The sequence below is a fragment of the Paraoerskovia marina DSM 21750 genome (assembly GCF_000701465.1).
Taxonomy (GTDB): domain Bacteria; phylum Actinomycetota; class Actinomycetes; order Actinomycetales; family Cellulomonadaceae; genus Paraoerskovia; species Paraoerskovia marina.
In genome coordinates, this window is sequence record NZ_JNIY01000004.1 from 378,754 (window position 1) to 404,025 (window position 25,272).

26 protein-coding genes, 1 tRNA gene and 1 riboswitch are annotated in these 25,272 nt (G+C 71.4%); of the genes, 16 read left to right on the forward strand and 11 right to left on the reverse strand.

Annotated features, from left to right (window positions below; translation table 11 throughout):
• Nucleotides 1-7 precede the first annotated feature (7 nt).
• Nucleotides 8-1,579, reverse strand: coding sequence for an ABC transporter permease (locus Q343_RS0107845; RefSeq protein WP_029253031.1), 1,572 nt, complete (start codon nucleotides 1,577-1,579; stop codon nucleotides 8-10).
• 116 nt (nucleotides 1,580-1,695) lie between these two features.
• On the opposite strand from Q343_RS0107845, the gene Q343_RS0107850 reads away from it, so the two are divergent.
• Both Q343_RS0107850 and eno read left to right on the forward strand, forming a co-directional pair.
• Complete coding sequence (locus Q343_RS0107850) at nucleotides 1,696-2,376, forward strand: nucleoside triphosphate pyrophosphohydrolase (protein WP_043109779.1); 681 nt, start codon at nucleotides 1,696-1,698, stop codon at nucleotides 2,374-2,376.
• 117 nt (nucleotides 2,377-2,493) lie between these two features.
• Entirely contained in the window at nucleotides 2,494-3,777 is a 1,284-nt protein-coding gene (gene eno / locus Q343_RS0107855; protein ID WP_029253033.1) for a phosphopyruvate hydratase, read from the forward strand.
• An 89-nt stretch (nucleotides 3,778-3,866) separates the two neighbouring features.
• Here the strand turns inward: eno and Q343_RS13960 are convergent, their stop codons facing one another.
• Nucleotides 3,867-4,178 carry a hypothetical protein gene (locus Q343_RS13960; RefSeq protein ID WP_043109781.1) on the reverse strand — a complete coding sequence of 104 codons (312 nt, stop codon included), beginning with the start codon at nucleotides 4,176-4,178 and terminating at the stop codon, nucleotides 3,867-3,869.
• Here Q343_RS13960 and Q343_RS14520 point away from each other — a divergent pair.
• Genes Q343_RS14520 through Q343_RS0107870 form a run of 3 tightly spaced genes read left to right on the forward strand, consistent with a single transcriptional unit; the run spans nucleotide 4,177 to nucleotide 6,220 of the window.
• Nucleotides 4,177-4,665 carry an FtsB family cell division protein gene (locus Q343_RS14520; protein WP_052366999.1) on the forward strand — a complete coding sequence of 163 codons (489 nt, stop codon included), beginning with the start codon at nucleotides 4,177-4,179 and terminating at the stop codon, nucleotides 4,663-4,665. The two genes, Q343_RS13960 and Q343_RS14520, sit on opposite strands and share 2 nt — an antisense overlap.
• A 30-nt stretch (nucleotides 4,666-4,695) precedes the next feature.
• The gene (locus tag Q343_RS0107865) at nucleotides 4,696-5,235 is read left to right on the forward strand and encodes a DUF501 domain-containing protein (RefSeq protein ID WP_029253035.1); all 540 of its coding nucleotides are present in this window, start codon (nucleotides 4,696-4,698) and stop codon (nucleotides 5,233-5,235) included.
• Nucleotides 5,236-5,278: 43 nt separating this feature from the next.
• On the forward strand, nucleotides 5,279-6,220 hold the full coding sequence (locus Q343_RS0107870) for a Ppx/GppA phosphatase family protein (protein WP_029253036.1): 942 nt from the start codon (nucleotides 5,279-5,281) through the stop codon (nucleotides 6,218-6,220).
• On the opposite strand, the gene Q343_RS0107875 is transcribed toward Q343_RS0107870, so the two are convergent.
• Nucleotides 6,217-7,143 (reverse strand): glycoside hydrolase family 6 protein, encoded by a 927-nt coding sequence (locus Q343_RS0107875; RefSeq protein WP_043109784.1) that lies wholly within the window; start codon nucleotides 7,141-7,143, stop codon nucleotides 6,217-6,219. The two genes, Q343_RS0107870 and Q343_RS0107875, sit on opposite strands and share 4 nt — an antisense overlap.
• Before the next feature lie 179 nt (nucleotides 7,144-7,322).
• Here Q343_RS0107875 and Q343_RS0107880 point away from each other — a divergent pair, with 179 nt between their 5' ends.
• The 5 genes from Q343_RS0107880 (at nucleotide 7,323) to Q343_RS0107900 (ending at nucleotide 11,245) form a co-directional block, all read left to right on the forward strand.
• A complete protein-coding gene (locus Q343_RS0107880) occupies nucleotides 7,323-8,744 on the forward strand; it encodes an NAD(P)/FAD-dependent oxidoreductase (protein WP_052367000.1) in 1,422 nt (473 codons plus the stop codon).
• 100 nt (nucleotides 8,745-8,844) lie between these two features.
• A tRNA-Leu gene (locus Q343_RS0107885) sits at nucleotides 8,845-8,918 on the forward strand.
• A gap of 92 nt (nucleotides 8,919-9,010) precedes the next feature.
• Entirely contained in the window at nucleotides 9,011-9,433 is a 423-nt protein-coding gene (locus Q343_RS0107890) for an ACT domain-containing protein (RefSeq protein ID WP_248616779.1), read from the forward strand.
• 58 nt (nucleotides 9,434-9,491) lie between these two features.
• Nucleotides 9,492-9,615, forward strand: a riboswitch (TPP riboswitch).
• Nucleotides 9,605-10,318, forward strand: a complete 714-nt coding sequence (gene tenA / locus Q343_RS0107895; protein WP_052367001.1) for a thiaminase II — start codon at nucleotides 9,605-9,607, stop codon at nucleotides 10,316-10,318. It overlaps the preceding riboswitch by 11 nt.
• A 54-nt stretch (nucleotides 10,319-10,372) precedes the next feature.
• A complete protein-coding gene (locus Q343_RS0107900) occupies nucleotides 10,373-11,245 on the forward strand; it encodes an oxygenase MpaB family protein (RefSeq protein WP_029253041.1) in 873 nt (290 codons plus the stop codon).
• A gap of 2 nt (nucleotides 11,246-11,247) precedes the next feature.
• On the opposite strand, the gene Q343_RS0107905 is transcribed toward Q343_RS0107900, so the two are convergent.
• Entirely contained in the window at nucleotides 11,248-12,459 is a 1,212-nt protein-coding gene (locus tag Q343_RS0107905) for a glycoside hydrolase family 3 N-terminal domain-containing protein (protein WP_043109786.1), read from the reverse strand.
• Between the two features lie 10 nt (nucleotides 12,460-12,469).
• A complete protein-coding gene (locus tag Q343_RS14525; RefSeq protein WP_155990680.1) occupies nucleotides 12,470-12,985 on the reverse strand; it encodes a MarR family winged helix-turn-helix transcriptional regulator in 516 nt (171 codons plus the stop codon).
• Between the two features lie 112 nt (nucleotides 12,986-13,097).
• Here Q343_RS14525 and Q343_RS0107915 point away from each other — a divergent pair, with 112 nt between their 5' ends.
• The 3 genes from Q343_RS0107915 to Q343_RS0107925 all read left to right on the forward strand — a co-directional run bounded on the left by Q343_RS0107915 (nucleotide 13,098) and on the right by Q343_RS0107925 (nucleotide 17,654).
• Complete coding sequence (locus tag Q343_RS0107915; protein ID WP_052367003.1) at nucleotides 13,098-13,574, forward strand: GbsR/MarR family transcriptional regulator; 477 nt, start codon at nucleotides 13,098-13,100, stop codon at nucleotides 13,572-13,574.
• Between the two features lie 123 nt (nucleotides 13,575-13,697).
• The gene (locus tag Q343_RS0107920) at nucleotides 13,698-16,853 is read left to right on the forward strand and encodes an efflux RND transporter permease subunit (RefSeq protein WP_029253045.1); all 3,156 of its coding nucleotides are present in this window, start codon (nucleotides 13,698-13,700) and stop codon (nucleotides 16,851-16,853) included.
• Nucleotides 16,854-16,943: 90 nt separating this feature from the next.
• Nucleotides 16,944-17,654, forward strand: coding sequence for a DUF4396 domain-containing protein (locus Q343_RS0107925; protein WP_248616780.1), 711 nt, complete (start codon nucleotides 16,944-16,946; stop codon nucleotides 17,652-17,654).
• A gap of 101 nt (nucleotides 17,655-17,755) precedes the next feature.
• On the opposite strand, the gene Q343_RS0107930 is transcribed toward Q343_RS0107925, so the two are convergent.
• The 4 genes from Q343_RS0107930 to Q343_RS0107945 are packed head-to-tail and all read right to left on the reverse strand — an operon-like array spanning nucleotide 17,756 to nucleotide 21,609.
• Nucleotides 17,756-18,484, reverse strand: coding sequence for a response regulator (locus Q343_RS0107930; protein WP_081829713.1), 729 nt, complete (start codon nucleotides 18,482-18,484; stop codon nucleotides 17,756-17,758).
• The gene (locus Q343_RS0107935) at nucleotides 18,442-19,755 is read right to left on the reverse strand and encodes a sensor histidine kinase (RefSeq protein ID WP_052367004.1); all 1,314 of its coding nucleotides are present in this window, start codon (nucleotides 19,753-19,755) and stop codon (nucleotides 18,442-18,444) included. Before Q343_RS0107935 ends, Q343_RS0107930 begins: the two co-directional genes overlap by 43 nt.
• A gap of 4 nt (nucleotides 19,756-19,759) precedes the next feature.
• Entirely contained in the window at nucleotides 19,760-20,623 is an 864-nt protein-coding gene (locus tag Q343_RS0107940) for an ABC transporter permease (protein ID WP_052367005.1), read from the reverse strand.
• The gene (locus tag Q343_RS0107945; protein WP_052367006.1) at nucleotides 20,620-21,609 is read right to left on the reverse strand and encodes an ABC transporter ATP-binding protein; all 990 of its coding nucleotides are present in this window, start codon (nucleotides 21,607-21,609) and stop codon (nucleotides 20,620-20,622) included. The genes Q343_RS0107940 and Q343_RS0107945 overlap by 4 nt, the downstream gene beginning before the upstream one ends.
• A 225-nt stretch (nucleotides 21,610-21,834) precedes the next feature.
• On the opposite strand from Q343_RS0107945, the gene Q343_RS0107950 reads away from it, so the two are divergent.
• Complete coding sequence (locus Q343_RS0107950) at nucleotides 21,835-22,674, forward strand: Bax inhibitor-1/YccA family protein (RefSeq protein ID WP_029253051.1); 840 nt, start codon at nucleotides 21,835-21,837, stop codon at nucleotides 22,672-22,674.
• A gap of 226 nt (nucleotides 22,675-22,900) precedes the next feature.
• Entirely contained in the window at nucleotides 22,901-23,302 is a 402-nt protein-coding gene (locus Q343_RS0107955; RefSeq protein ID WP_029253052.1) for an FKBP-type peptidyl-prolyl cis-trans isomerase, read from the forward strand.
• Between the two features lie 30 nt (nucleotides 23,303-23,332).
• Here the strand turns inward: Q343_RS0107955 and Q343_RS0107960 are convergent, their stop codons facing one another.
• Complete coding sequence (locus tag Q343_RS0107960) at nucleotides 23,333-24,472, reverse strand: class I SAM-dependent methyltransferase (protein WP_029253053.1); 1,140 nt, start codon at nucleotides 24,470-24,472, stop codon at nucleotides 23,333-23,335.
• Nucleotides 24,473-24,507: 35 nt separating this feature from the next.
• On the opposite strand from Q343_RS0107960, the gene Q343_RS0107965 reads away from it, so the two are divergent.
• On the forward strand, nucleotides 24,508-24,834 hold the full coding sequence (locus tag Q343_RS0107965; RefSeq protein WP_052367007.1) for an Rdx family protein: 327 nt from the start codon (nucleotides 24,508-24,510) through the stop codon (nucleotides 24,832-24,834).
• Nucleotides 24,835-24,843: 9 nt separating this feature from the next.
• Here Q343_RS0107965 and Q343_RS0107970 read toward each other — a convergent pair whose 3' ends face one another.
• Entirely contained in the window at nucleotides 24,844-25,260 is a 417-nt protein-coding gene (locus Q343_RS0107970; RefSeq protein ID WP_029253055.1) for a DUF5997 family protein, read from the reverse strand.
• Between the last annotated feature and the right edge of the window lie 12 nt (nucleotides 25,261-25,272).

The following is a 25,272-nucleotide window of genomic DNA, read 5'->3' on the forward strand; positions in this document are numbered from 1 at the left end:
GGCGTGCTCATGCGACGCTCCGCAGAGCCTCGGCGGGACGCAGTCGTGCGGCACGGGCACCACCGACGATCCCCGCGAGCAGTCCGCCCAGGACGGCGATGCCGATCGCGATCGCGACGACGGTCGGGCTGACCGGGGCGTGCAGGACGACGTCGACGGCTCCGGCCGCCTGGTCGACGGCGTTCCCGAACGGCCCGCTGGCCGCCTCGCCCGCCCCGGATCCACCGCCCGCGGCGCCCGCCCCGGGTCCACCGCCCGCGGCGCCCGTTCCGGGGCCACCGCCGGTGCGCTCCTGCCCCCCGATCGCGAACCCGCCGGTCGTGCCGGAGAGCGTGATGCCGAGAGCGTTGACGACGGCGATCGCGACCAGCCCGAGGACCAGGCCGACGGCTCCGCCGAGCAGACCCTGCACCAGGGACTCGCCGGCGACCTGTCCGACCACCCGACGGCCGGGCCAGCCCAGCGCCTTGAGGGTCCCCAGCTCGCGCGTCCGGCGGGTGACGCCCGAGACGGTCAGCAGGATCGCGATGCCGACCGCCGCGACCAGCACGACGACCGAGAGCCAGAGGCCCAGGGTCGAGACGAGGTCGGAGGCGCTGGCCAGAGATCCCGTCACCGACGAGGCGAGGTCGGACTGGGTCGAGACCGTGACCTCAGGGAGTGCCGCGGAGATGTCCTCGGCGACGGCGTCGATGGCGGTCGCGGAGTCGGCCTGCACGTACACGTCGGTGAGCTGCCCGTCGAGGTCGGCGAGCGACTGTGCGAGTGGGAGCGTCACGTATGCGTCGGATCCGGTCGCGACCCCGTCGCCGGTCGTCGACCCCACGGTCCCGATCACCTCGAGGTCCTCGTCGCCCACCGTGACGGTGTCGCCGACGGCCAGGTCGGCCGAGGCGGCGTACGTCGCGTCCAGCACGGTGACGGTGGCGGGAGTCCCGTCGTCGCCCGCGGCGGAGTCGTCGGTGCCGAGCGCGCGCCCGTCGACGAGGGAGACGGTAGTCAGGGGCCCGACCGCGTCGGAGCCGGGGTCGACGCCGGTCACGGAGAACGTGTCGAGGGAGAAGGCCGAGCCCCCGGCGCCGTCAGGGCCGCCGGCGGCTCCCTGGCCCTGACCTGGGCCGCGTTCCCCGGCGTCCGCGCCCTCGGGGAGCGCGGCCGTGTCGGGGACCTCCCCGGAGAACGTCGTGCTGGAGAGGGTCAACGTCCCGGTCGTGGCGGCGACGTCGTCGATCTGCGCGACGGTGGTCAGCGCGTCGTCGTCGAAAGACGCCGTGCCGCGCTCGACGGCGACGTTGTTCTGGGCGAAGGCGCGCGAGCCGTCCTCGCCGACCTCGCCGTCCTCGGCACCGACCTCGAAACGGCCCGGCGCGCGGTCGCCCGGAGCGCCGGTCTGGGTGACGGTGATGTCGGTCCCGATCCCGTACACGGAGTCGAGGACGTCGTCCTGGGCGTCGCTCACGCCGGTGGACACGGAGTTGACGACCATGACGAGCGCGACAGCCACGGCCATCCCGATCGCGACGACGGCCGTCTGACGACGGCGGTGGCGCAGCTCGCGCCGGAGGTAGGTGAAGAACATGTGCAGAACGTAGGGAGAGGTCCTGAACCCATGCTGTCGCGATGCTGTGCGGACGCTGTGGATCTGACCGCGGTGTGGCGGGGCGCGTGCGGGGCCGGCGTCGCTACCGTGGGCGGATGACGACGACCGGGATGCCCGACCTGCTGGCCGCGATGGATCGCCTCTACTCGCCGGGCGGTTGCCCCTGGGACGCCGAGCAGACGCACGAGAGCCTCGTGCGGTACCTGCTCGAGGAGTCGTACGAGCTCGCCGAGGCGATCGAGACTGGGGACAGGCCGGGGATGCGGGAGGAGCTGGGCGACGTCCTGCTCCAGGTCGTCTTCCACGCGCGGATCGCCGCGGACGACGCGGACGACCCGTTCACGTTCGACGACGTGGCACGCGATCTCACGGACAAGCTCGTCCGGCGCCACCCGCACGTCTTCGGCGACGCGCCGGTCGAGGACCTCCACGCGCAGTGGGACGCGATCAAGCGCACGGAGAAGCAGCGGGCGAGCGTCCTCGACGGCATCCCGGCCGCGCAGGGTGCGCTGGCGCGCGCGCAGAAGGTCGTGGGGCGGGCCCGTCGGGCCGGACTCCCCCTGGGCACGACGGCGGTCGAGGACCAGGAGCGCACGTCGTCGGGCGGGCGGACGGATGCTGCCGCGTACGCTGACGAGCTGATGGAGCTCGTCCGACGGGCGGAGGCCGACGGGGTCGATCTCGAGGGCGCGCTGCGTGCCAGGATCCGCGAGACCGAGGCTCACGTGCGCGAGCGCGAGAGGACAGATGCGGGCCGTGCCGCGGGTCCCCTGTGAACCTCTCGTGACCAGGCGTGAACGCTTGGGGGTCACTGGCCGGACGATGCCGCACCCACCAGGCATCGGGACTACGCTGGAGTGGTTAGCCCATCACCCTGTCTTGAAGGAGCACCTGTGGCCATCATCGAAGCCCTCGGAGCACGTGAAATCCTCGACTCGCGCGGAAACCCCACGGTCGAGGTCGAGATCGTCCTGGACGACGGCACGTTCGCCCGTGCAGGCGTGCCCTCCGGTGCGTCGACCGGTGCGTTCGAGGCTGTCGAGCGCCGTGACGGCGACAAGAGCCGCTACCTCGGCAAGGGCGTCGTCGGTGCTGTGACCTCGGTGATCGAGGACATCGCCCCGGAGCTCATCGGCTACGACGCCGCGGACCAGCGCGAGATCGACGCGAAGCTCATCGAGCTCGACGGGACCGCGAACAAGGGCAACTTCGGCGCGAACGCCATCCTCGGCGTCTCGCTCGCCGTCGCGAAGGCCTCCGCCATCTCGGCCGGCCTCGAGCTCTACCGCTACGTCGGCGGTGCCGGCGCGCACGTCCTGCCCGTGCCGATGATGAACATCCTCAACGGTGGCTCCCACGCCGACTCGAACGTCGACATCCAGGAGTTCATGATCGCCCCGATCGGCGCGAAGACCTTCAAGGAGGCCCTGCGCACGGGCGCCGAGGTCTACCACGCGCTGAAGTCGGTGCTGAAGGAGAAGGGCCTGGCCACGGGCCTCGGGGACGAGGGCGGCTTCGCCCCGAACCTCGAGTCGAACCGCGCCGCGCTCGACCTGATCCTCGTCGCGATCGAGAAGGCCGGCTACACGCCGGGCGTCGACGTGGCGCTCGCCCTCGACGTCGCCGCGACCGAGTTCTTCAAGGACGGCGTCTACGAGTGGGAGGGTGGCACCAAGACCTCGGACGAGATGGTCGCCTACTACGCCCAGCTCGTCGAGGACTACCCGCTCGTCTCCATCGAGGACCCGCTGTCCGAGGACGAGTGGGCCGCCTGGAGCAAGCTCGTCGCCGAGATCGGCGACAAGGTGCAGATCGTCGGCGACGACCTGTTCGTCACCAACCCCGAGCGCCTCGCCCGCGGGATCGACGAGAAGTCCGCCAACTCGCTGCTGGTCAAGCTCAACCAGATCGGCACGCTCACCGAGACGCTCGACGCCGTCGACCTGGCGCACCGTGCCGGGTTCACCACGATGACGTCGCACCGTTCCGGCGAGACCGAGGACACGACGATCGCCGACCTCGCCGTCGCGACGAACTCCGGTCAGATCAAGACCGGTGCGCCCGCCCGTGGCGAGCGCATCAACAAGTACAACCAGCTGCTGCGCATCGAGGAGGACCTCGGCGACTCGGCCGTGTACGCGGGTGCGTCGGCGTTCCCGCGCGCGAAGAAGGCCTGATCGTCGCGGGGTAGACCCGCACCGACGACCGAGGGTCCGGCACCGTCCTGGTGCCGGGCCCTCGGTCGTTCGTCGTCCTGAGACGTTCCTCACCCCGGCGACACGCATCGGGCGGCGGCTCGCCGTGGACGCCTGTCGTGCTCGGCCGTCCGCCGGGGGCACAATCGACCTGTGCCGACGAACCGCCGACCCTCGTCACCGGGCAGGACCCCCCGGTCGAACGGGCGTGCGTCGGGCGCGGCGCGACGTCCTGCGACGCCGCGGACCGCGAAGCCCGCCGCGAAGAAGCCGGCTGCCAGGTCGACGGCGTCGAAGCCGGCCTCGGCCAAGCCCGCCTCGACGAAGCCCGCGGCCAAGAAGTCGGGCGGACGGTCCTCGACGGCTCGTACGACGGCGGCCATGCGCAGCGCTCCCGCCCGGACGGGCAGCGCGCCGGCGACCGGCGGACGCACGATCCTGCCCGAGGCGTTCACCCTGCGCGGGATCGTGCTCGCGGGCGTCGTCCTCGTGGCCCTCGTGGTCCTGATCCCGACCGGGCGCGCGTACGTCGAGCAGACGACGGAGCTGCGCGAGCTGCGCAACGAGCTCTCTGCGGCGACGCAGACGCGTGACGACCTGCAGGTCGAGCTGGACCGGTGGAGCGACGACGCGTACGTCGTCGCGCAGGCCCGGGAGCGGCTGAGCTTCGTGCTGCCGGGCGAACGTTCCTACCGGGTGCTCGACCCGGACACGGTGGTCGACACCCGCAACCCGGAGACGGGGCAGGCGGTGGGCACGGGCGCCGTCGAGTCGGGATTCTCCGAGGACGTGGCCTGGTACGAGTCCCTCGCGGGCTCGGTGACGATCGCGGGTGAGGCAGGTGCTCGCGCGAGCGAGGACAATGGGTGACGACCTGCTCGCCCGACGGATGGACCTCACGTGAACGACCCCCGGCCCGACACCCCCGACACCCCTGACGCTGCCGACGAGACCGTCACCGACGGCGACCTCGCCGTCCTCGCCACGCAGCTGGGACGAACGCCGCGCGGCGTCGTGGGGATCGCCGCACGGTGCCCGGCCGGTCACCCGCTCGTGGTGCGGACCCTGCCGCGTCTCGACGACGGGACGCCGTTCCCGACCGTGTTCTACCTCACCGGGCCGAGCGTCGTCGCCGCCTCCTCGACGCTCGAGGCCAACGGCGTGATGCGCGAGATGACGGAACGGCTGACCGTCGACGAGGAGCTCGCCGCCGCGTACCGGCGCGCGCACGAGCACTATCTGGCGGAGCGCGAGGCCCTGGGCCACGTCGACGAGATCGACGGCATCTCGGCCGGCGGGATGCCGACGCGGGTCAAGTGCCTGCACGTCCTGGTCGCGCACGCGCTGGCCGCGGGGCCGGGGGTCCAGCCGCTGGGGGACGAGGCGATCGCCCGGATGGCCGCCGACGGACTGTGGGACCGCACACGCTGCACCTGCTGATCTCGACTCGCACCGTGTCGGCGGTGACTGGCACGCTGTGCCCATGACTTCACGCGTGGCCGCGATCGACTGCGGCACCAACTCCATCCGCCTTCTCGTCGCCGACGTCGACGGTGGGGTGCTGACCGAGATCGACCGCCGGATGGAGGTCGTCAGGCTCGGCCAGGGTGTCGACCGCACGGGCCGTCTGGCCGACGAGGCGCTCGCGCGGACGTTCGACGCCGCGCGCCGGTACGCGGCGATCATCGGCGAGCTCGGCGCGACCCGCGTCCGGTTCGTCGCGACGTCGGCCACGCGCGACGCGGAGAACAGGCAGGAGTTCGTCGACGGGATTCGCGAGATCCTGGGTGTCGAGCCCGAGGTGGTCTCCGGTGACGCGGAGGCGGCGCTGTCGTTCCGCGGAGCCACCGTCGTCGCGGCGGCGCACGCGGCCCCGTACCTCGTCGTCGACCTCGGCGGCGGGTCGACGGAGCTCGTTCTCGGTGAGAACGAGCCCCGTGCCGCACGGTCGATGGACGTCGGCTGCGTGCGGATGACCGAGCGGCACCTCGTGACGGATCCGCCGACGGTCGCCGAGATCGACGCGGCCCGGGCCGACGTGCGTGCGGCCCTCGACGTCGCCACGGAGACGGTCGACCTGGGCGCGACCCGCACCCTCGTGGGGCTCGCGGGGTCGGTCACCACCGTCACGGCGCACGCTCTCGGGCTCGAGCGCTACGACCGCGAGCGGATCAACGGTGCCGAGCTGGGGGTCGACGAGGTACTCGCCACGTGCGAGGACCTGCTCGCGCGGACACGGGCCGAGCGGGAGGCCCTCGGATTCATGCACCCGGGCCGGGTCGACGTGATCGGCGCGGGGGCCCTGGTGTGGTCCGAGATCGTCCGGCGTGTCCGCGACGACGTCGCCGCGGCCGGAGGTCGCCTCACGTCCGTCGTGACGAGCGAGCACGACATCCTGGACGGCATCGCGCTGTCGCTCGGCTAGCCGGGAGCCTCGGCCCACGGGTCGTTGGCGGCGAGCTCCTCGGCGATCTCCGGCCACCAGGTGCCCGCCGGCGGGCCGCCGCCGCACGGGCCGTCCGACTCGCCCGGCACCTTGACCCACAGCAGTGCGTCGAGGCGCGTCCCGTCGTCGACGAGGCGAGGCGGGTCGCCGAGCGCGCGCCCGCGGGCGTTGCACCACTGCCCGTTCGGTCCGTTCCCGTTGCGCGACGTGTCGACGACGTAGTGGAGCCCGTCCGTCAGGCGTGACACCTCGTCGGCCCACGCGACGCTCTCCTCGGTCGTGCGGTAGTTCGAGACGTTCACCGCGAACCCGCGGGCGCCGGTCGGGCCCAGGGACAGCAGTCGTGAGGCCGCCTCCTCGGGGCCGAGCCACGCGGAGTTCCCCACGTCGACGTAGACGCGTGCGCCCGCGTCGCTCAGCGTCCGCGCGGCGCCTGCGAGCAGGCGGCTGCGGGTCGCGGGATCGCCGCAGTCGTCGAGCTGCGCGAGAGCGTCGGGCTCAAGGACGACGAGGGGTGAGCCGACGACGGCGTCCGCCAGGCCCTCCACCCACGGCCCGTAGCTCTCGACGGTCAGGCCCCCGGCGGAGTGGAGGCCGCAGTCGCGTCCGGGGACGGCGTAGACGACGAGCTGGGCGACCTGACCGTTCTCGGCCGCCCGGCTCGTCGTCTCGCGCACGGTCCGGGCCGCCGACGCCTCGCCCGTGAGCCAGACGGCGTGAGGCGTCCCGGTCAGCCGCGAGTCGTCCTCGGCGGACGTCGTCCGGGCGAGCACGGGATCGCCGAGGCGCGGGACCGGGTCGGCGGTCTCGGACGGCTCCGTGGTCGGCGCGGGGCCCGAGGGGCCGGAGCATCCCGCGGCAAGGACGAGTGCCGCGCACGCCGCGGCCAGAGCTCGGCGCACTGGGCTCCTTCGGTCGGTCGAGGTGGTCTTCCACGGGTGGTTCGTTCCGCCTGCCGGGTGAATCTGACGCGATCGACGCGGCGTGCTCGTCCGTGTCCGCCATGCGGGATGCGCGTGAGCCTGTTCACACGACGCCCTGCGCGGTACCGAGTTCGCGTGCAGCCAACTATTCTGACGGCATGTCTTCGAATGTATCGACCACGGCCGGGACCGTTTCGAGCCCGCGCAAGACGCCGCGCATCGTGGTGCTCGGCGGCGGTTCCGTCGGGCTCTACTCGGCGCGCCGGATCCGCAAGCGGCTCGGCAAGAAGGACGCCGCGATCGTCGTCGTCGACCCGCGTCCGTACATGACGTACGCACCGTTCCTGCCCGAGGTCGCGGCCGGCTCGATCGACGGCCGCAACGTCGTCGCCCCGCTGCGCTCCGCCCTCAAGGGCGTCGACGTGCTGCAGGGCAAGGTCACCGCGATCAAGCACGGCGAGCACAAGGTCGAGATCACGCCCGAGATCGGCGACGCGTACGAGATCAGCTACGACGAGCTCGTCGTGAGCCTCGGCTCGGTCTCGCGCACGCTGCCCATCCCGGGGCTCGCGGAGCAGGCGATCGGCTTCAAGAACGTCGAGGAGGCCGTGTCCGTCCGCAACCACGTGGTGCACCAGCTCGACCTCGCGTCAAGCTGCTGGGACGCGGACGAGCGGCGCCGGATGCTCACGTTCACCTTCATCGGTGGCGGCTTCGCCGGCATCGAGGCGCTCGCCGAGGTCGAGGACATGGCCCGCGCCGCGCTGAGCCAGTACGAGTCCATCGACCAGGCCGACCTGCGCTTCGTCATGATCGAGGGCGCCGGGCGGATCCTGCCCGAGCTCAGCGAGCCGATGGCGGAGTACGCCCTCGAGCAGCTGAAGGAGCGGGGCATCGAGTTCCACCTCTCGACCTTTCTCAGCTCCTGCGTCGACGGCCACGTGGTGACGTCCACGGGTGTCGAGTTCGACTCCAACACCATCGTCTGGACGGCCGGTGTCAAGGCCAACCCGGTGATCGGGGAGTCTGACCTGCCGACGGACAAGATGGGCCGCCTGACCGTCAACGCCAACCTGCAGGTCGTCGACGAGGACGGCGTCGTCGTCCCCGCCGCCTGGGGCGCCGGCGACTGCGCCGCGGTTCCCGACCTGCTGAACCCCGGCGCGTTCTGCCCGCCCAACGCGCAGCACGCGATTCGTCAGGCCACCCAGCTCGGTGACAACCTGGTCGCGTCGGTCGAGGACCGCCCGCTGGTCCAGTACAAGCACAAGAGCGTCGGCGTCGTCGCGTCGCTCGGCCTGTACAAGGGCGTCGCCGAGCTCTTCGGCGTCTTCAAGTTCAAGGGCTTCCCGGCCTGGGCCGTGCACCGCACGTACCACGGCTACGCGATGCCGACCTGGAACCGTAAGATCCGCATCTTCATGGGCTGGTTCGACCAGTTCGTCATGCGCCGCAAGACCGTCTCGCTCGGGTCGATCCACGACCCCCGTGCGGCGTTCCGCAACGCGTCGCTCCCGCCGAAGCCGAAGGACGACGCGGCTCCGAAGTCCGACAAGGACGCGGTCGGCGCGGGCAAGTAGTCCTCGGTGGGCGTGACGCCCACGCACGCACGCACGACGGCGGGGGCGGACCTGGACGGGTCCGTCCCCGCCGTCGTGCGTTAGTCTCACGACGAGCAAGGCCCCCGTAGCCCAACTGGCAGAGGCAGCCGACTTAAAATCGGCCCAGTCCGGGTTCGAACCCCGGTGGGGGCACCGCCAGGCTCCGCCCGAGAGCTCGGCCACCGGTCGGGCCGCCCCGCATAGACTCGAGGGATGGATCTCTCCCGCAGCCGGGGCGGTCGCCGGTGAGCGACGGCGGCCCGGTCCGTGACACCGACGCCATGATCGCCGGGATGCGCCCGGGAGCGCGCGACGGGGAGTACGTCCTCGTCTGCGTCTCCGACGAGCGCGCGGCCGATCTCGACGCCACGGGCGTCCGCGCGGAGGCAACGGTCCGGGAGGCCGAGGGGACCACGCTCGTCCTGCGGCGCGGGACCGCCGACGCGCACGGACTGCCCTACGACCTCGTGCTGGCGTGGATCACGCTGCACGTCCGCTCGGCCCTCGACGGCGTCGGCCTGACGGCGGCCGTGGCGGGACGGCTCGCCGCGCACGGGGTCCCCTGCAACGTGCTCGCCGGGTTCCACCACGACCACGTGCTCGTCCCGCACCGCGACGGGCCGAGGGCACTGACGCTCCTCCAACGACTGGCCGCGGGCGACGCGTAGGCGGCGTCCCACGATGCGACCGGTGCGTCCGCCACGGGCGCCTCTTGCTACGGTCGAGACACACCACGCGGGGAATCCCTGTCCGACACCGTCGGCCGGGACTGAGATGGGCGGGAGAACCGTCCGGACCCGTTGAACCTGATCTCGCCAGAACGAGCGGAGGAACGTGGCATGACTGCCGTGACCCTTGAGAACGACCAGACGACGCCGGTAGCGGCGTCGGAGTCCGGATTCACCGCAGAGCTGGGGCGCCGGTACGCGCACCTGTTCGAGGACTTCTACCAGCATCCCTTCCTGTCGGGCCTGCGTGACGGCACGCTCGCCCCCGAGAAGGTGCAGCACTACGTGGGCCAGGACCACCAGTACCTGAGCGCGTACGTCCGCTGCTACGGCCTGGGGCTGACCCTTGCTCCCGACCGCGAGTGGATGCGCTACTTCCACGAGCGCACCGGATTCCTGCTGGACGACGAGTCCGAGGCGCACCTCGCGCTCTGCGCGCGTCTCGGGGTGACCTACGAGGACGCGCAGGTGGAGCGTCTCGCGCCGAGCGCCAAGGCCTACGTCGACCACATGATGGAGGCGGGCCGCGACACGCTCGGCACCCTCCTCGCCGCGCTGCTGCCCTGCCCGTGGACGTACATCTGGGCCGCGGACCGCTACGCGCACGCGGAGCCGATCCAGGACGACCACCCGTTCGCCGGGTGGTGGCGGTTCTATGCCGACGACTCGTGCCTGCAGATGCTCGAGGAGATGCGGGCCAAGCTCGACGCGGTGGCGGCTCAGGCCGGGCCCGAGGAGCGCGCACGCATGGAGCTCGCCTTCGAGCTGAGCGTGCGCCACGAGATCCGGTTCTGGCAGATGGCCTGGTCCCTCGAGACCTGGTGACCCGGTGCCTCGGCGGGGACCCGCGAACGGTCCCCGCCGAGGCAGACTAGGGGGATGAGCCCCGTCGAGACGCTGCGCAGGACCTCCGGACGCGCCCTCTTCGCCCGGGTCGGCGGCCCGGACGGCCACGAGGAGCGCGAGCGCATCCACGCCACGGCCGGACCGCGGCAGTTCGCGCAGGACTCGGAGATCGCGCGCGTCCACGGCGACGCCTCGATGTTCGTCGGCGGTGTCCGCGCCCTGCTCCTGCAGTCGCTGCACCCGCTGGCCATGGCCGCGGTCGCCGCGCACTCCGGATACCGTGGCGACCCGTGGGGGCGCCTGGCCCGGACGAGCACGTTCCTGGCGGCGACGACGTTCGGCACGGTCGAGTACGCCCGGCAGAGCATCGACGTCGTCCGCTCGGTCCACGCGCGGGTGCGCGGCACGGCGCCGGACGGACGTGCCTACGCCGCCGACGACCCGTGGCTGCTGCGCTGGGTGCACCTGGCCGAGGTCGACAGCTTTCTCACGGCGCACCAACGTTTCGGGCTCCGTCCGTTGGACGCCGCCGGGTGCGACGCGTACCTCGCCCAGGCCGCGGACGTCGCACTCCGCCTGGGGGCCGTCGACCCGCCCCGGTCCCGCGCGGAGGTCCGTATCGCCTGGCAGGAGTTCGGCCCGGAGCTGGGTGCGACCCAGGAGTCCGACGACGTCGCCCGGTTCTTGCTCGCGGAGCCCCCGCTGCCTCGCGCGGCGCGCGGACCTTACGCGCTCCTGGGTGCAGCCGCGTACGGCTCGCTGCCCCGATGGGCCCAGCGGGAGATCACGGCACCCTGGCCCGTACGGGGCGACCCGACCGTGGTGCGGGCGGGCGGGCACGTCGCGACCCGGGCGATCCGGTGGGCGCTCGCGGGGGACCCGCCGCCGGCTCGACCCGTCGACTGACCTCAGCCCGTGGCGGCGATCTGCTCCTTGGCTGCCAGGACCCGAGCAGCCGACTCGTCCACGCGCTCGGCGAAGTCCGGGTCTTCGGCGGCGCGGTCGGCGATCGCGGACACCATGATCGACGCGTCCTCGGGGACGGCGGAGGCGAGGACCACGTCGCACCCGGCCTCGATCGCCCGGATCGCGCGTTCCGCGGGGTCGACGGACTGGACCTGCGCGGCTGCGGAGAGGTCGTCGGTGATCACCATGCCGTCGTAGCCGAGGTCGGCCCGGAGCAGGTCCGTGACGACGGCGGAGGAGAACGCGGCCGGGTTGTCCGGGTCGAGCCGTTCGTAGACCGCTGTCGCGACCATCACGGACGCCGGGCCCTCCTCGATCAGCGCCCGGAACGCAGCGACCGACGCGGAGTCGGCGTCGGTCTCGGTGTCGGTGACGCCCGCCGTCGTGTCGGTGTTCTGGGTGACGAGGCCGAGGCCCGGGAAGTGCTTGAGGCTCACGCCGACGCCGGCGGCCTCCATGCCCGTGGCGAACGCACCGGCACCCCGGGCGGCGTCCTCGGCCGTCGCGCCGTACTGGCGGTCGAACGCGCCGATCGGCGCGTTCGAGGCGGCGGTCGCCTCCGGCACGACGTCGACCACGGGGGCGAGGTTGAAGTTCACGCCGGCCGCGGCCAGCTCCTGGCCCCAGGTGGTGGCGCGGTCGACGAGCGTTTCGGTGCCCCACGTCGCCTGGTCGACGGCCGAGGGGATGTCGGAGAACCCGTCGCCCCGCAGCACCTGCACGGATCCGCCCTCCTGGTCGCTCGCGACGAGGAGCGGAACGCCGGCGGTCGTCTCGTCGTCGACCAGTGCGGTGAACCGGTCGACGACGTCGGCCGTCGCCTCGACGCCCTCCGTCGAGCGTCCGGCGAGGAAGATGTTGCCCACGTGGTCGTCCCGGACCGCGGCGAGACTGGCCTCGGCCGGGTCGTCGGCCTCCAGCCCGACCATGACGAGCTGGCCCGCACGTTGTTCCGCCGTCATCCCCTCGAGGGGGTTCTCCGTCGTCTGTTCCGGCGTCCCGGTGGGGTCGGGCGTCGCGGACGTCGCGGTACCGGACGGCGTCGAGGGATCCGTCGACGACGGCTCCTGCTCGGACGCGCCGCCCGAGCAGGCGGTCAGCGCGAGCACGGCGGTCGACACGGCCGCCGCACGGATCCAGGCTCGGACACTCACGTGCTCGACGTTACTCGCTGCGCGGGAGGTCTTCCGCCGAGGCCACGGTCGCATTGGCCTGCGCGGCCCGGAGCATCGAGATCGCGAACGGGATCGACCTCTCGAGGTCCTCAGTGCTGAGCTGGTGCAGCGTCTCCGGCCCGGGGGCGGTGTCGTCGGCGACGATCCGGCGGACGGCAGTGACTCCCTGGTCGGTCACGGCGATCCGTCGGACCCGACCGTCCTTCTCGTCGGTGCGGCGTCGGACGAGGCCCCCCGCCTCCAGGCGGTCGAGGATTCCGGAGACGGTCGCGGGGGATACCCCGAGCGCCTTGGCGAGCTGATGTGCACTGAGGCCCTCGTCGAGCATGAGGACGGCGATCGCTCGTAGCTGCTGCACGGTGAGCCGCGTGCTGACGAGCGAGGTGAGACGCTGCGTCACGAGGGTGTCGCGCACGGCTTCTTGGACATCGAGGTACTCCCGCACGAGCGATTCACGGCGTTCGGCATCGTCGACGGACGGTGCGGCCGGGTCTGGAGTAATCACGCTATAACCATAGTCGAGTCCGCTATGCCCTGTCTGTCACATCTGTTGGCGGTGTGGAAAACAGATGTCGGCGATTTTGGTGCGATAGAAGTTTCAGACTAGTGTGAAAGTTGTGAAAGAAGCAGAGATCGCTCCCGGCGTCAGTCGCTTCGTCGAGGACACCGGTCTGCTTCTCGAGGAGGCAGGATTCACGCGCACGGGTGGACGCCTCGTCGGCTGGTTGCTCGCGTGCGACCCGCCGGAGCAGAGCGCCCAGGACCTGAGCGAGGCGCTCGAGGCCAGCGCAGGAGGCATCAGCACCACGCTGCGCGCCCTGCAGCGCGGGGGCTTCGTCGAGCGCACCGCGCGGTCGGGGGACCGGCGCGCCTACTACCGGGTGTCGCCGACCGCGTGGGAGGCGATGGAAGGTGACCAGCTCCGCTTCGTGACGTCCTTCCGCGCGTTGCTGGACGACTGCCTCACTGCCGACGACGCACCCGTCGACCTCGCGCGGCTCCACCGCGCCCGGCAGTTCTTCGCCTTCCTCGAACGCGAGATCCCACAACTCTGGGAGCGCTTCATCCAGGAAGAGGGTGCCTCGAGCCCCTGATCCCGTCCCCGGTCGGAGCGCGCCCGTCCGGGCCGCATCACCCTGCACGGACCTGCTCCGACCTGCTCTGACCTGCACCGACCTGCACCGACCTGACCCCGCCTGACGATCGCCGGAGGCATCGTGGACCGCCTAGCTAGATTCTCCCTCGCGAACAGAGCCCTGATCGCCCTGTTCACCATCGCCGTCGCGCTCTTCGGCTACCTGAGCCTGACGTCGCTCAAGCAAGAGCTCATCCCGTCGATCTCCTTCCCCGCGGCCGCGGTCGTGGGCGTCTACCCCGGAGCCTCGCCGGAGGTCGTCGAGGACCAGGTCACCGAGGTCGTCGAGGAGGCCGCCAAGGCCGTCGACGGGGTCGAGTCGATCTCCTCGACCGCCTCGACAGGGATGTCGGTGACGACCGTCGAGTTCGCCTACGGCACCAACATGGACCTCGCGGCGCAGCAGATGCAGACCGCGGTCACGCGCGTCCAGACGCAGCTGCCCGAGGACGTCGACCCGCAGGTCGTCACCGGCTCGATCGACGATCTCCCCGTCATCCAGCTCTCGGCAGCCGGCGGTGAGAGCCAGGAAGACCTGGCCAACACGATCGACACGGTGCTCGTCCCCGCCCTGGAGAAGATCGACGACGTGCGCTCGGTCGCCATCAGCGGCGTCGCCGACACCGAGATCACGATCGACCTCGACCTCGCAGCGACCGCAGCAGCCGGACTCAGCGCCGCCGACGTCCAGTCGGTGCTCGACGACAACGGCGTACGCCTCCCGGCAGGGACCATCACGGAGGGCGAGACCACCCTCTCCGTGCAGGTCGGGTCGCCGATCAGCTCCGTCGACGAGATCGAGGCCCTCCCGATCGCGACATCGGACGGCCAGACCGTCCCCCTCTCCGAGATCGCGACCGTCACCGCCGGGCCCGCGCCCGCGACGTCGTACTCCCGGCTCGACGGCGAGGACTCCCTGGCGCTCGCGATCACCAAGACCCCGGCGGGCAACACCATCGACGTCTCGCACGCCGTGCAGGAGGTGCTCGACGAGCAGGCCGACGCCCTGGAGGCTGCCGGTGTCCGCGTCGAGGTCGTGTTCGACCAGGCGCCCTTCATCGAGGAGTCGATCGAGGGTCTGGCGACCGAGGGCGGGCTCGGCCTGATCTTCGCCGTCCTGATCATCCTCGTGTTCCTCATGTCCGTAAGGTCCACGTTGGTCTCGGCGGTCTCGATCCCGCTCTCGCTCTTCGTGACGTTCCTTGTCATGGACCTGTCCGGCTACACCCTGAACATCCTGACGCTCGGCGCGATGACCATCGCCATCGGGCGCGTCGTCGACGACTCGATCGTGGTCATCGAGAACATCAAGCGGCACCTCTCCTACGGTGAGGACAAGAAGCAGGCGATCCTGGGCGGGGTTCGTGAGGTCGGTGGCGCGATCACGTCCTCGACGATCGCGACCGTCGCCGTCTTCCTCCCGATCGCGTTCGTCGGCGGGTCTGTCGGGGAGCTCTTCCAGCCCTTCGCGATGACGATCACCATCGCCCTGCTGGCCTCCCTCTTCGTCGCCCTGACGATCGTGCCGGTGCTCGCGTACTGGTTCATCCGCTCGCCGCACGTCGCCGAGGATCCCGAGGAGGCCGACGCTCAGCGGGCGGCCGCCGAGGAGAAGGAACGCCGGGGCCTCTGGCAGCGTGCATACATGCCGACGCTGATGGCCGCCCTGCGGCATCCGGTGATCAGCGTCTCGATCGCCGTCGCCGTGCTCGCCGGAACCCTGGCGCTCGTCCCGCGCCTGGAGACCAACTTCATCGGCGACTCCGGGCAGGACACCATCACCGTCACCCAGGAGTTCGAGAACGGGACCTCCTTGGCGGCGCAGGACTCCGGCGCCCGCGAGATCGAGGAGGCCCTCATGGGCCTCGACGACGTCGCCACGGTCCAGACCACCGTGGGCCAGGCCGGCGGCCCCGAGGCCGCGCTCTTCGGCGGGGGCGGTGCGCCGAGCGCGACGTTCGCGCTCACCCTCGACGAGGACGCCGACGGCGTCGCCGCGACCGAGGAGATCGAGGACGCCGTCGAGGACCTCGGCGGGGACCGCACCACGGACGTCAGCGTCTCCGCGGGAGACTCCGGGTTCGGCAGCTCGACGGTCGACCTGCTCGTCAGCGCGCCCGATGGCGAGACGCTCGAGGCCGCGGCCCTGCAGGTGGAGGAGGCCGCCCAGGGAGCGGCCGACGCCGAGGAGGTCACCAACAACCTCGCCGCCGCGCAGAGCGTGCTCGAGGTGGACGTCGACCGTGACGCCGCCGCTGCCGCAGGACTGACAGAGACGCAGGTCGCCGGGATCGTCTCCAGCACGATGTCTCCTCGACCGATCGGGGACGTAGACCTCGGTGACGGACCCGTCTCCGTGACCGTCAGCGCCGGCGAGGTGCCCGCGTCGGTCGAGGCCCTCGAGCAGACCGTGCTCCCGTCCGCCGCCGGTCCGGTGCCGCTCTCCGAGGTCGCCACGATCTCGGAGGTCGAGGCGCCGACGTCGGTGACCCGTGTCGACGGGGTGCGTTCCGCGACGGTCTCGGTGACCCCTGCCGGTCAGGACCTCAGCGGGCTGACCACCGAGCTGACCACGGCCATGGACGAGCTGGACCTGCCGCCGGGTGCGGACGTCGAGATCGGGGGCGTCGCGGCCGACCAGGCCGACGCGTTCGGCGACCTCGGTCTGGCGCTGCTCGCCGCGATCGCGATCGTCTACCTCGTCATGGTGGCGACGTTCCGCAGCCTGCTGCAGCCGTTCATCCTGCTCGTCTCGATCCCGTTCGCCGCGACGGGGGCCCTGCTCCTGCTGCTCGCCACGTCCACGCCGCTGGGTGTGCCGTCCCTGATCGGCATGCTGATGCTCGTCGGCATCGTCGTCTCGAACGCGATCGTCCTGATCGACCTGATCAACCAGTACCGCGAACGCGGGCGCTCGTTGGAGGACGCGGTCGTCGAGGGCTCGCGCAAGCGACTTCGCCCGATCGTGATGACGGCGCTCGCGACGATCTTCGCCCTGACGCCGATGGCCTTCGGCATCACCGGCGGCGGGTCGTTCATCTCGCAGCCGTTGGCGCTCGTGGTGATCGGCGGGCTCGTCACCTCGACGGCCCTGACGCTGATCGTCGTCCCGGTGCTCTACACCCTGGCGGAGCAGCGCAAGGAGAAGCGTGCCGCCAAGCGCGAGGCCAAGCGTGCGGGTGGGCGTGAGGCCGGGCACGAGGCGAAGCACGCGGCCGAGGAGCCGGCCGCCGACTAATCGCCGCAGCACCGGCTCGACCTGCGACTCCGCCCCGTCATCCTCATGATGGGGCGGAGTCGCCGTCTGTCGTCACCGAGGAGGCTGCCCGTGCCCGTGTTTCCCGTCGCCCTGCACCAGATCGCTGTCGTGTCTCTGACCGTCGCGGGCCTCTGCGCGCTCGTCATGGTCGTCGACCAGGTCCGACGACCACAGCCGATGTGGATCATGAATCTCGTGTGGCCGCTCACGGCACTCTTCGGGAGCGTGCTCTGGCTCGCCGGCTACCTGCGCTGGGGGCGGGGGCCACGTCGCGGCTCGGACGACGGTCCGGGCGACGCAGGGATGCCGGTCGCGGTCGCCAAGGGCACGTCGCACTGCGGCGCAGGCTGCGCGCTCGGTGATCTCGTTGCGGAGTGGCTGGCGTTCGGGTTCCCCGTGATCGCCGTGTGGCTGGGATACGGGACGCTCTTCGCCGAGGAGATGTTCGCCGTCTGGATCCTCGACCTCGTCCTCGCCTTCGGGTTCGGCGTGGTCTTCCAGTACTTCACGATCGCGCCGATGCGCGGGCTCGGGGTACGTGACGGGCTTCGCGAGGCGGTCAAGGCGGATGCCGCGTCGATCCTCGCCTGGCAGGTGGGGATGTACGCGGTCATGGCACTCTTTCAGCTCGCCTGGTTCCGCCCGGCCTACGACGGGACTGCTCCGGTCGACAGTCCGGAGTTCTGGTTCGCGATGCAGCTCGCGATGATCGCCGGCTTCTGCACGAGCTACCCGGTCAACTGGTGGCTGATCCGCCGGGGTGTGAAGGAGAAGATGTAGGTCTCGACGGGCTCGACCGACGGGCTCGTCCGGCGGGGGTCTCGACGGGCTCGACCGGCGGGCTCGGACCACGGTGGCCGAGCCTGTCGAGACCACGGCAGCTAGGTCCCCGGGGTCGCGACGCCCGTCTCGTACGCGAGGACGACGGCCTGGACGCGGTCGCGGAGTCCGAGCTTGCCGAGCACGCGGCCCACGTGGGTCTTGACCGTGGCCTCGGACAGGACGAACCGCCGGGCGATCTCCGCGTTGGTGAGTCCTTCCCCGAGCGCGGCGAAGATCTCGTGCTCGCGAGCCGTCAGAGGGGACAGGCGCGGATCCGTGGCTCCTGTGGCCACGGCTGCGCCGTCCTCGGCCGGGAGCCGGGCGGCGAACATCTCGAGCATCCGGCGGGTGACCCGGGGCGCGACCACGGCGTCGCCGTCGGCGACCGCTCGGATCGCGCTGACCAGCTCGGCGGGCGGTGCGTCCTTGAGCAGGAACCCGCTGGCCCCGGCCTTGAGCGCCGCGAACGCGTACTCGTCGAGGTCGAACGTCGTCACGACGAGGACACGCAGGCCGGGGTGCGCCGCGAGGAGGTGCGTCGTCGCCTCGATGCCGTCCATCCCGGGCATGCGGACGTCCATGACGACGACGTCGGGCGAGAGTGCCGCAGCCTGGGCGAGGGCGGCCGCGCCGTCGGACGCCTCGCCGACGACCTCGAGGTCCTCCTCGGCCGTCAGGACCATCCGGAAGCCCATCCGCAGCAGTGCCTGGTCGTCGACCAGGAGCACGCGTGTCGACCGGTCGCTCACATCTCCTCCTTCAGCGGGAGCAGAGCTCGCACGCGCCATCCCGAGCCGTACGGTCCGGCCTCGATCGTCCCGCCGAGCGCGGTGGCGCGTTCCCGCATCCCGATGATGCCCTGCTGCGCCCCGCTGGTGCTCTTAGACTGCCCGGGACCGTGGGTGTTGAGCACGACGATCTCGACGCTGCGGCCGGGCCCGTCAGGGTTCCACACGCCGCCCAGGGACACGCGGACGTCGGGACTGAGCGGTGCGTGGCGCAGGACGTTGGTCAGCGCCTCGGTCACGATGCGCTCGACGGCGCGACGAGTGGGGACCGGGAGGTTCGCGGCGCCGCCCTCGCGGACCAGACGGACGGGCAGCCCGGCCGTCCGGAACGTCGCGACGACGTCGTCGAGGTCCGGGGCGCCGGTGGCGAGCTCGTTCTCGGTGCCCGACTCCGGCGCGCGGAGGACGCCCAGGACGCTGCGCATGTCGGTCAACGCCGTGCGTCCGGTCTCGGTGAGCTCGTCGAGCGCCTGGCGGGCCAGCTCCGGGTCCTTGGGGCCGAGAGCCTTCGCGCCGTCGGCGAGCGCGACCATCACCGTCAGACTGTGCGCGACGACGTCGTGCATCTCCCGGGCGATCCGTCCGCGTTCCGCCGCCGCGGCGATCTGCGCGGACTGTTCCGCCTCGCGCGCGAACCCGTTGGCACGGTCGAGCAGGTCGGCGATGTGGAGCCGTCGGCTGTGCACGGTGGACCCGATCGAGAGCGCGATCAGGATCACGACGACGACGAACACGGCGGTGACGACCCTGTCCGCCGTGATCGTCCCGAGCGGGACGTCGGCGGGGATCCGCAGGCCGTCGTCGTAGGTCGCGCTGGGGGAGGCGATCAGCGCCGCGCCGGCGACCATGACGATGGCGACGCCCGCCGTCGACCAGGCGTCGTGGGCGGGCCGGTTCGACGCGACGGTGTAGACACCGAACGCGGCCGCGAGGTCGAAGGCCGCGGTGTCGCCGAGGGTGAGGATGCCGATCGCGCCGATGACGCTGACGGCCACGGTCACCCCGACCGGGTGCGTGCGGCGCCGGAGCAGGAGAGCGGCGACGACGAAGCTGGCCGCGGCGACCCACCACCGGGCCGCCGGGACATCCGTGACCGCGAGCGCGAGGGCGGTCGCCGCGAGGTAGAGGCCCACCACGACGCGGTCGGTCCCGACCGGGTGGACGGCGAACCATCGACGAACGGGGCCGAGGTTGCGCGCGTCGAGCTCCGTCAACGGGGACGCCGGAGCCGGCACCCCGGGGGGAACCGGCTCCGGCGTCGTCGAGGTCATCGGGCTAGACGTCGCGAGACTTCAGCAGCACCGTGCCGACCGCGATCGGCACGACGGCCCACGCCACCATGACGGCGAAGCCGACCCACGGGTCGAGGAGTTCCATCCCCGCTGCCCCGGCGTCCGTCGTCGTCGTGAAGGCCGTCGACGCGTTCATCGGGAGGAACTTGTTGATGTTCTGGATGAGGTCGGTCTGGAAGGCCTGCAGGACGAGCGGGATGACGAACGCGATCGCCACGACGGTGAAGATCGCGCCGGCCGTGTGGCGCAGGATCAGACCGAAGCCGAATGACATCAGGGCGATCAGGGTGAGGAATACCGCGACCCCGCCGAGGATCTGCCACGTGTCGGCGGAGTCCATCGGGATCGTGACGTCCAGCGTGTCGAAGAACGGCATGCTCACCAGGGCCGAGGCGCCGATGGCGACGGCGGAGGTCACGAGCGAGATCAGCGTCAGGACGACGACCTTCGCGAGGACGACCGGCGTGCGGCGGGGCACCGCGGCGAAGGTCGAGCGGACCATGCCGGAGGCATACTCGTTGGTCACGACGAGCACACCGAGCACGCCGAGGACGAGCTGACCGAAGAGCGAGCCGGAGGTGGCGAACTCGGCGCCGTTCGGCATCACGCCCATCGCCTGGGCGGCACCCTCGGGGTCCGTGTCGATGAACGTGGACAACGACCACGTGCCGAGCAGGGCGATGCCCGCCATGATGACGACGGTCAGCCCTGCGATCCACCACGTCGAGCGGAGCGTGCGGAGCTTGAGCCACTCGGAGCGGACGGCGCCGAGGAACGACACGTGGGCGGACTTCGGGATGCTCGGCGAGGTCGGGGCCGAGGTGGCAGGAGCGGTGGCGGTGCTCATCGGGCATCTCCCTGGGTCGAGCCGGAAAGGACGTCGTCGGCGGCGGCGGGTGCTGCCGGTGCGGCTGCCGCGCCGTGGGCGCTGGGAGCCTCGGTACGGTACTCGACCGAGTCGGACGTCAGCTCCATGTAGACGTCCTCCAGCGTCGAGGCCTGCGGGGTGAGCTCGTGCAGGACGATCCGGTGCTCGGCCGCGAGCTCGCCGATGCGCTGCGCGTCGAGCCCGCTGATCTGCAGCAGTCCCGGCTCGTCGGCGGTGACGGTCACGCCGTCGGCCGACGTGACCTCGACGAGCCGCGCCGCGTCGGGAGTCCGGACGCGAACGCTGCCGCCGCCGTCGTCGACGAACTCGGAGACCGGCACGTCGGCGAGGATCTTCCCCCGGCCGATGACGATGACGTGGTCCGCCGTGAGCGCGACCTCGCTCATCAGGTGGCTGGAGAGGAACACGGTGCGTCCCTCGGACGCGAGGTACTTGGCGAGGTTGCGGACCCAGAGAACGCCCTCGGGGTCCAGGCCGTTGACCGGCTCGTCGAGGATCAGGGTCTTCGGGTCGCCGAGCAGGGCGGTCGCGATCCCCAGTCGCTGACCCATGCCGAGCGAGAAGCCGCCGGCCCGCTTGCGTGCGACAGCGGTCAGGCCCGTCATGTCGATCACCTCGTCGACGCGACGGTCGCCGATCCCGTGGGTGGTCGCGAGCGCGCGCAGGTGGTCGCGGGCGCTGCGGCCCGGGTGGATGGCCTTCGCCTCGAGCAGCGCGCCGGCCTCGGTGAGGGGGGAGCGGTGCGAGGCGTAGGGCTTGCCGTTGAGGGTCACGGATCCGCCCGACGGACGGTCCAACCCCATGATCATGCGCATCGTCGTGGACTTCCCGGCGCCGTTCGGGCCGAGGAATCCGGTGACGACACCGGGGCGGACGGTGAAGGACACTCCGTCCACCGCCGTCTTGCTCCCGTACTTCTTGACTAGGCCGCGTGCCTCGATCATTTTGTGCCTCTCGTCGGTTCGCCTTCAACACTAGGCGTGGCGCACCGGCGCCGTGCCGTGCACCAGGATGATCTTTCGCTCGTCGCGTACGCCGCGAGACGTACACGGAATCCACCCGGCGGCACGTACCGTTCGTGCCCCTCCATGCATAGGATGGATCCTGTCTCGCGATTGTGCAGCCGGGTGCCCGACGCGCACCGGCACGTCGCCCGACCAGGAGGACTGATGACCAACCCTGTGTTCAGCAACAACGAGGCCTTCCGCGACCCCGTGCAGCGGCGCGGGGGCACGAAGACCTCACCAGCTCCGACGTCGTCGCCGTACGGCCAGATGGGAACCGCCGGCGCCGTGGGCGCGGATGCCGCGTCGCTCGACGCGATGTATGCGGCACCGAGTGCGACGACGGCCGACACCAAGCGACTCACTTACGACGACGTGATCATCAAGACCGGCGGACTGCTGGCTCTGCTGGTCGTGGTCGCCGCCGCGACGTGGACCCTCGCGCCGCAGCTGTACATCATCGGTGCGATCGCCGGCCTCGTGCTCGGTCTCGTCAACGCGTTCAAGCGTGAGCCCAGCCCGCTGCTCATCACGCTCTACACCGTCGCGCAGGGAATGTTCCTCGGCGGGCTGAGCGCCTCGTACGCGCAGTTCTACGAGGGCGCCGTCCCGTCGGCGATCGTCGCGACGATCGCGACGTTCGCCGGTGCGCTGCTGCTCTTCAAGTCGGGCAAGGTGCGCGTCACCCCGAAGTTCACCAAGTTCCTGCTGATCGGGATGGTCGGCTACCTGCTGTTCTCGCTGACCAACGTCGTCCTGCTCATGTTCGGTTCGCTCGAAGGATGGGGCCTGCGCGGGGGAACGATGGGCATCGTCATCAGCCTCGTCGCCGTCGGCCTGGCTGCGATGTCGCTGATCATGGACTTCGACTCGATCAAGCGCGGTGTCGAGGCGGGTGCCCCGGCGAAGTTCGCGTGGGCCGCAGCCTTCGGCCTGCTCGTCACGCTGATCTGGCTCTACCTCGAGTTCCTGCGCCTCTTCGCGATCCTGGGCAGCAGCGACTGACCTGACGGACCGCACCGACGAGAGCCTGCCCCGACCACGTGGTCGGGGCAGGCTCTCGTCGTGAGGGAGGTAACGCCGTCGTGCGCCCTGCGCCCGTGCGAGCAGCTGCCGGCTCCGTGAGACTGTCACCTTCGGCACGCAGCACGTTCACGCCCGCGAGGCATGCCGCGACAGGTGGCGCCGTAGGCTGGGACGTGACGATCATTCAACGTTCGAGAGGCGACTCATGACCACTCTGCCCCAGGCAAGCGGCACCTTCGGCGACAAGCCGACCATCACGTTCCCCGAGGGCGGGGCCCCCGCGGGCCTGCACGTCAAGGTCCTGGAAGAGGGCGACGGCCGCGTCGTCCAGAAGGGCGACACGATCGTCGTCAACTACTTCGGCCAGGTCTGGGACGGGAGCATGTTCGACAACTCCTACGACCGCGGAGCCACGATCGACTTCCCGATCGGGGTCGGCGCCGTGATCGGCGGATGGGACAAGGGTCTCGTCGGCCAGAACACCGGATCGCGCATCCTGATGACGATCCCGCCCGAGCACGGGTACGGCATGCGCGGCGTCCCTCAGGCGGGGATCGGCGGCGGCGACACGCTCGTCTTCGTCGTGGACGTCGTCGGCGTCAAGTAGACCGCCCACGCACCGCGTTCACGGTGACGGTCAGCGCCGACGGCTGACCGTCACCGTGAACTTCTTGTCCCGGGCTGCCTGACGCGTCGAGCCGACGACCCGCTCGAGGGTCCCCTTGTACTCCAGGTGCGAGTTCCACACGCACCACAGCGTTCCGCCCGGGCGCAGGATCCGGGCAGACTGCTCGATCAGCCGCTTGGCGATCCCGGTGTCGACCGACGCGCCCGCGTGGAACGGCGGGTTGAGCAGGACGAGGTCGGCGCTCCCGTCAGGAAGGGACGCCGCCGCGTCGTCTCGCAGGAGGCGGACCCGCGCCCGGACACCGTTGGCCCGGGCCGTCGCCCCGGCCGACCGCACGGCCGCGTCGGAGTCGTCCGTGGCGACCACCCGCGCCTCGGGCGCCGCGAGGGCGACCGTCGTCCCGACGATTCCCGAGCCGCAGCCGAGATCCACGACGTCGACCGCGTCACCCAGGATCACGGTGGACAGCAGGAGGCGGGTCCCGTGGTCCAGGTCGGTGCCGTTGAAGACCGCACCGTGGCCCGCCACCTCGAGCTGACGCGACGTTCCAGGGCCGGGTACCTCGACGTGGGCGCGGACCGGGTAGGTCGGCGACGTCCGCTCGCCGTGCGGGCCGCGTGCGACGAGGGCGCGTGACTTCTGACGACCCAGGGTGGCGTGGACGTCGTCGAACGACTCGGCCAGGACCTCGTTCATCGCACGCGTCATGTGCTTGACCCGCCCGCCGGCGAGGACCGTGACGTCAGGATGGGCCGACGACGCGACCGCCTCCGCGACCTCCCGGGTCGCCGCGACGGAGCGGGGCAGCTGCCACAGGACCAGCTTGACGCCGGCGAAGGCGTCCGGGGTGAGCTGGTGCGAGGTGTACGACGTCGCCGCGTCCAGCTCGGCCGCGTTGAACGCCAGCGTCGCCTCGGCCGAGGCGAGGTCCTGGACCACGCGGACGCCCGCGACGTCGTACCCCAGCGCGAGCGACAGCGTCAGCGCCCCCGACCTGTCGTCGACCACCGCGACCTCACCCTCGCCGAGTCCCGCCAGGAGAGGCACGGCCTCGTCGAGCAGGAGACGGTCGGTGGCGTCGACGGCGACCCGGTCGGTCGGGTCGGAGGGGTGCGTGCGGATCGCGGCAAGGACGTCGTCGGGGGTCACCCCTCCATTGTCCGGCACGTGGGAGGCTGGGCGGTGTGAACGAGACGGACGACACGAACACCGCACGGCCAGGGCCGCGCATCGAGATCCGCTACTGCACCCAGTGCCGCTGGCTGCTCCGCGCGACCTGGGTCGCCCAGGAGCTGCTCACGACCTTCGGGACACGGGTCGGCGAGATCGCTCTGGTCCCGGGCACCGGAGGCGTCTTCGTCGTCACGGTCGGCGACGACGTGGTCTGGGACCGTGCCGAGCAGCACGGATTCCCCGAGATCCCCGCGCTCAAGGCCGCCGTCCGCGACCGGGTCGCGCCGGGCATGCCCTTGGGGCACACCGACCGGGCGGCGGCACGCGCCGCCGAGTAGCGGGCGGACCTACTTGGAGCGGCCCTGCTCGAGACGCGCGGCCTTCTTCGCCGCCTTCAGGTCCCGCTCCGCGACGCGCTCGTCCTCCGCGCGGACCTGGGCCTGGATCTGGCGCTCGCGCTCCAGCCACGCCGGCGGCTCGTCACGCAGTGCGTTGATCTCCTCCGTGGTCAGCGGGTCCGTGACCCCACCGCGGGCCAGGCCGGCGATCGAGATGTTGAGACGGCCGGCGACGACGGGGCGCGGGTGCGGTCCGTTGCGGCGCAGCTCGCTCAGCCACTGAGGCGGGTTGGTCTCCAGCTCTTCGAGCTGGGCACGCGTCACCGTCGAGTTCTGGAACTCCTCGGGAGTGGCGGGCAGGTAGACGCCGAGTCGCTTGGCCGCGGTGTTCGGCTTCATGGTCTGCGAGGCATTCGAGGAACTCATGGTCCCAGAGTA

Bases quoted from the DNA above. Each gene is read 5' to 3' on its own strand.
- Q343_RS0107845 (WP_029253031.1), bottom strand. From the start codon at position 1,579: ATGTTCTTCACCTACCTCCGGCGCGAGCTGCGCCACCGCCGTCGTCAG.
- Q343_RS0107850 (WP_043109779.1), top strand. From the start codon at position 1,696: ATGACGACGACCGGGATGCCCGACCTGCTGGCCGCGATGGATCGCCTC.
- Q343_RS14520 (WP_052366999.1), top strand. From the start codon at position 4,177: ATGCGCAGCGCTCCCGCCCGGACGGGCAGCGCGCCGGCGACCGGCGGA.
- Q343_RS13960 (WP_043109781.1), bottom strand. From the start codon at position 4,178: ATGGCCGCCGTCGTACGAGCCGTCGAGGACCGTCCGCCCGACTTCTTG.
- Q343_RS0107870 (WP_029253036.1), top strand. From the start codon at position 5,279: ATGACTTCACGCGTGGCCGCGATCGACTGCGGCACCAACTCCATCCGC.
- Q343_RS0107880 (WP_052367000.1), top strand. From the start codon at position 7,323: ATGTCTTCGAATGTATCGACCACGGCCGGGACCGTTTCGAGCCCGCGC.
- tenA (WP_052367001.1), top strand. From the start codon at position 9,605: ATGACTGCCGTGACCCTTGAGAACGACCAGACGACGCCGGTAGCGGCG.
- Q343_RS0107900 (WP_029253041.1), top strand. From the start codon at position 10,373: ATGAGCCCCGTCGAGACGCTGCGCAGGACCTCCGGACGCGCCCTCTTC.
- Q343_RS0107930 (WP_081829713.1), bottom strand. From the start codon at position 18,484: ATGGCGCGTGCGAGCTCTGCTCCCGCTGAAGGAGGAGATGTGAGCGAC.
- Q343_RS0107935 (WP_052367004.1), bottom strand. From the start codon at position 19,755: ATGACCTCGACGACGCCGGAGCCGGTTCCCCCCGGGGTGCCGGCTCCG.
- Q343_RS0107940 (WP_052367005.1), bottom strand. From the start codon at position 20,623: ATGAGCACCGCCACCGCTCCTGCCACCTCGGCCCCGACCTCGCCGAGC.
- Q343_RS0107945 (WP_052367006.1), bottom strand. From the start codon at position 21,609: ATGATCGAGGCACGCGGCCTAGTCAAGAAGTACGGGAGCAAGACGGCG.
- Q343_RS0107950 (WP_029253051.1), top strand. From the start codon at position 21,835: ATGACCAACCCTGTGTTCAGCAACAACGAGGCCTTCCGCGACCCCGTG.
- Q343_RS0107955 (WP_029253052.1), top strand. From the start codon at position 22,901: ATGACCACTCTGCCCCAGGCAAGCGGCACCTTCGGCGACAAGCCGACC.
- Q343_RS0107970 (WP_029253055.1), bottom strand. From the start codon at position 25,260: ATGAGTTCCTCGAATGCCTCGCAGACCATGAAGCCGAACACCGCGGCC.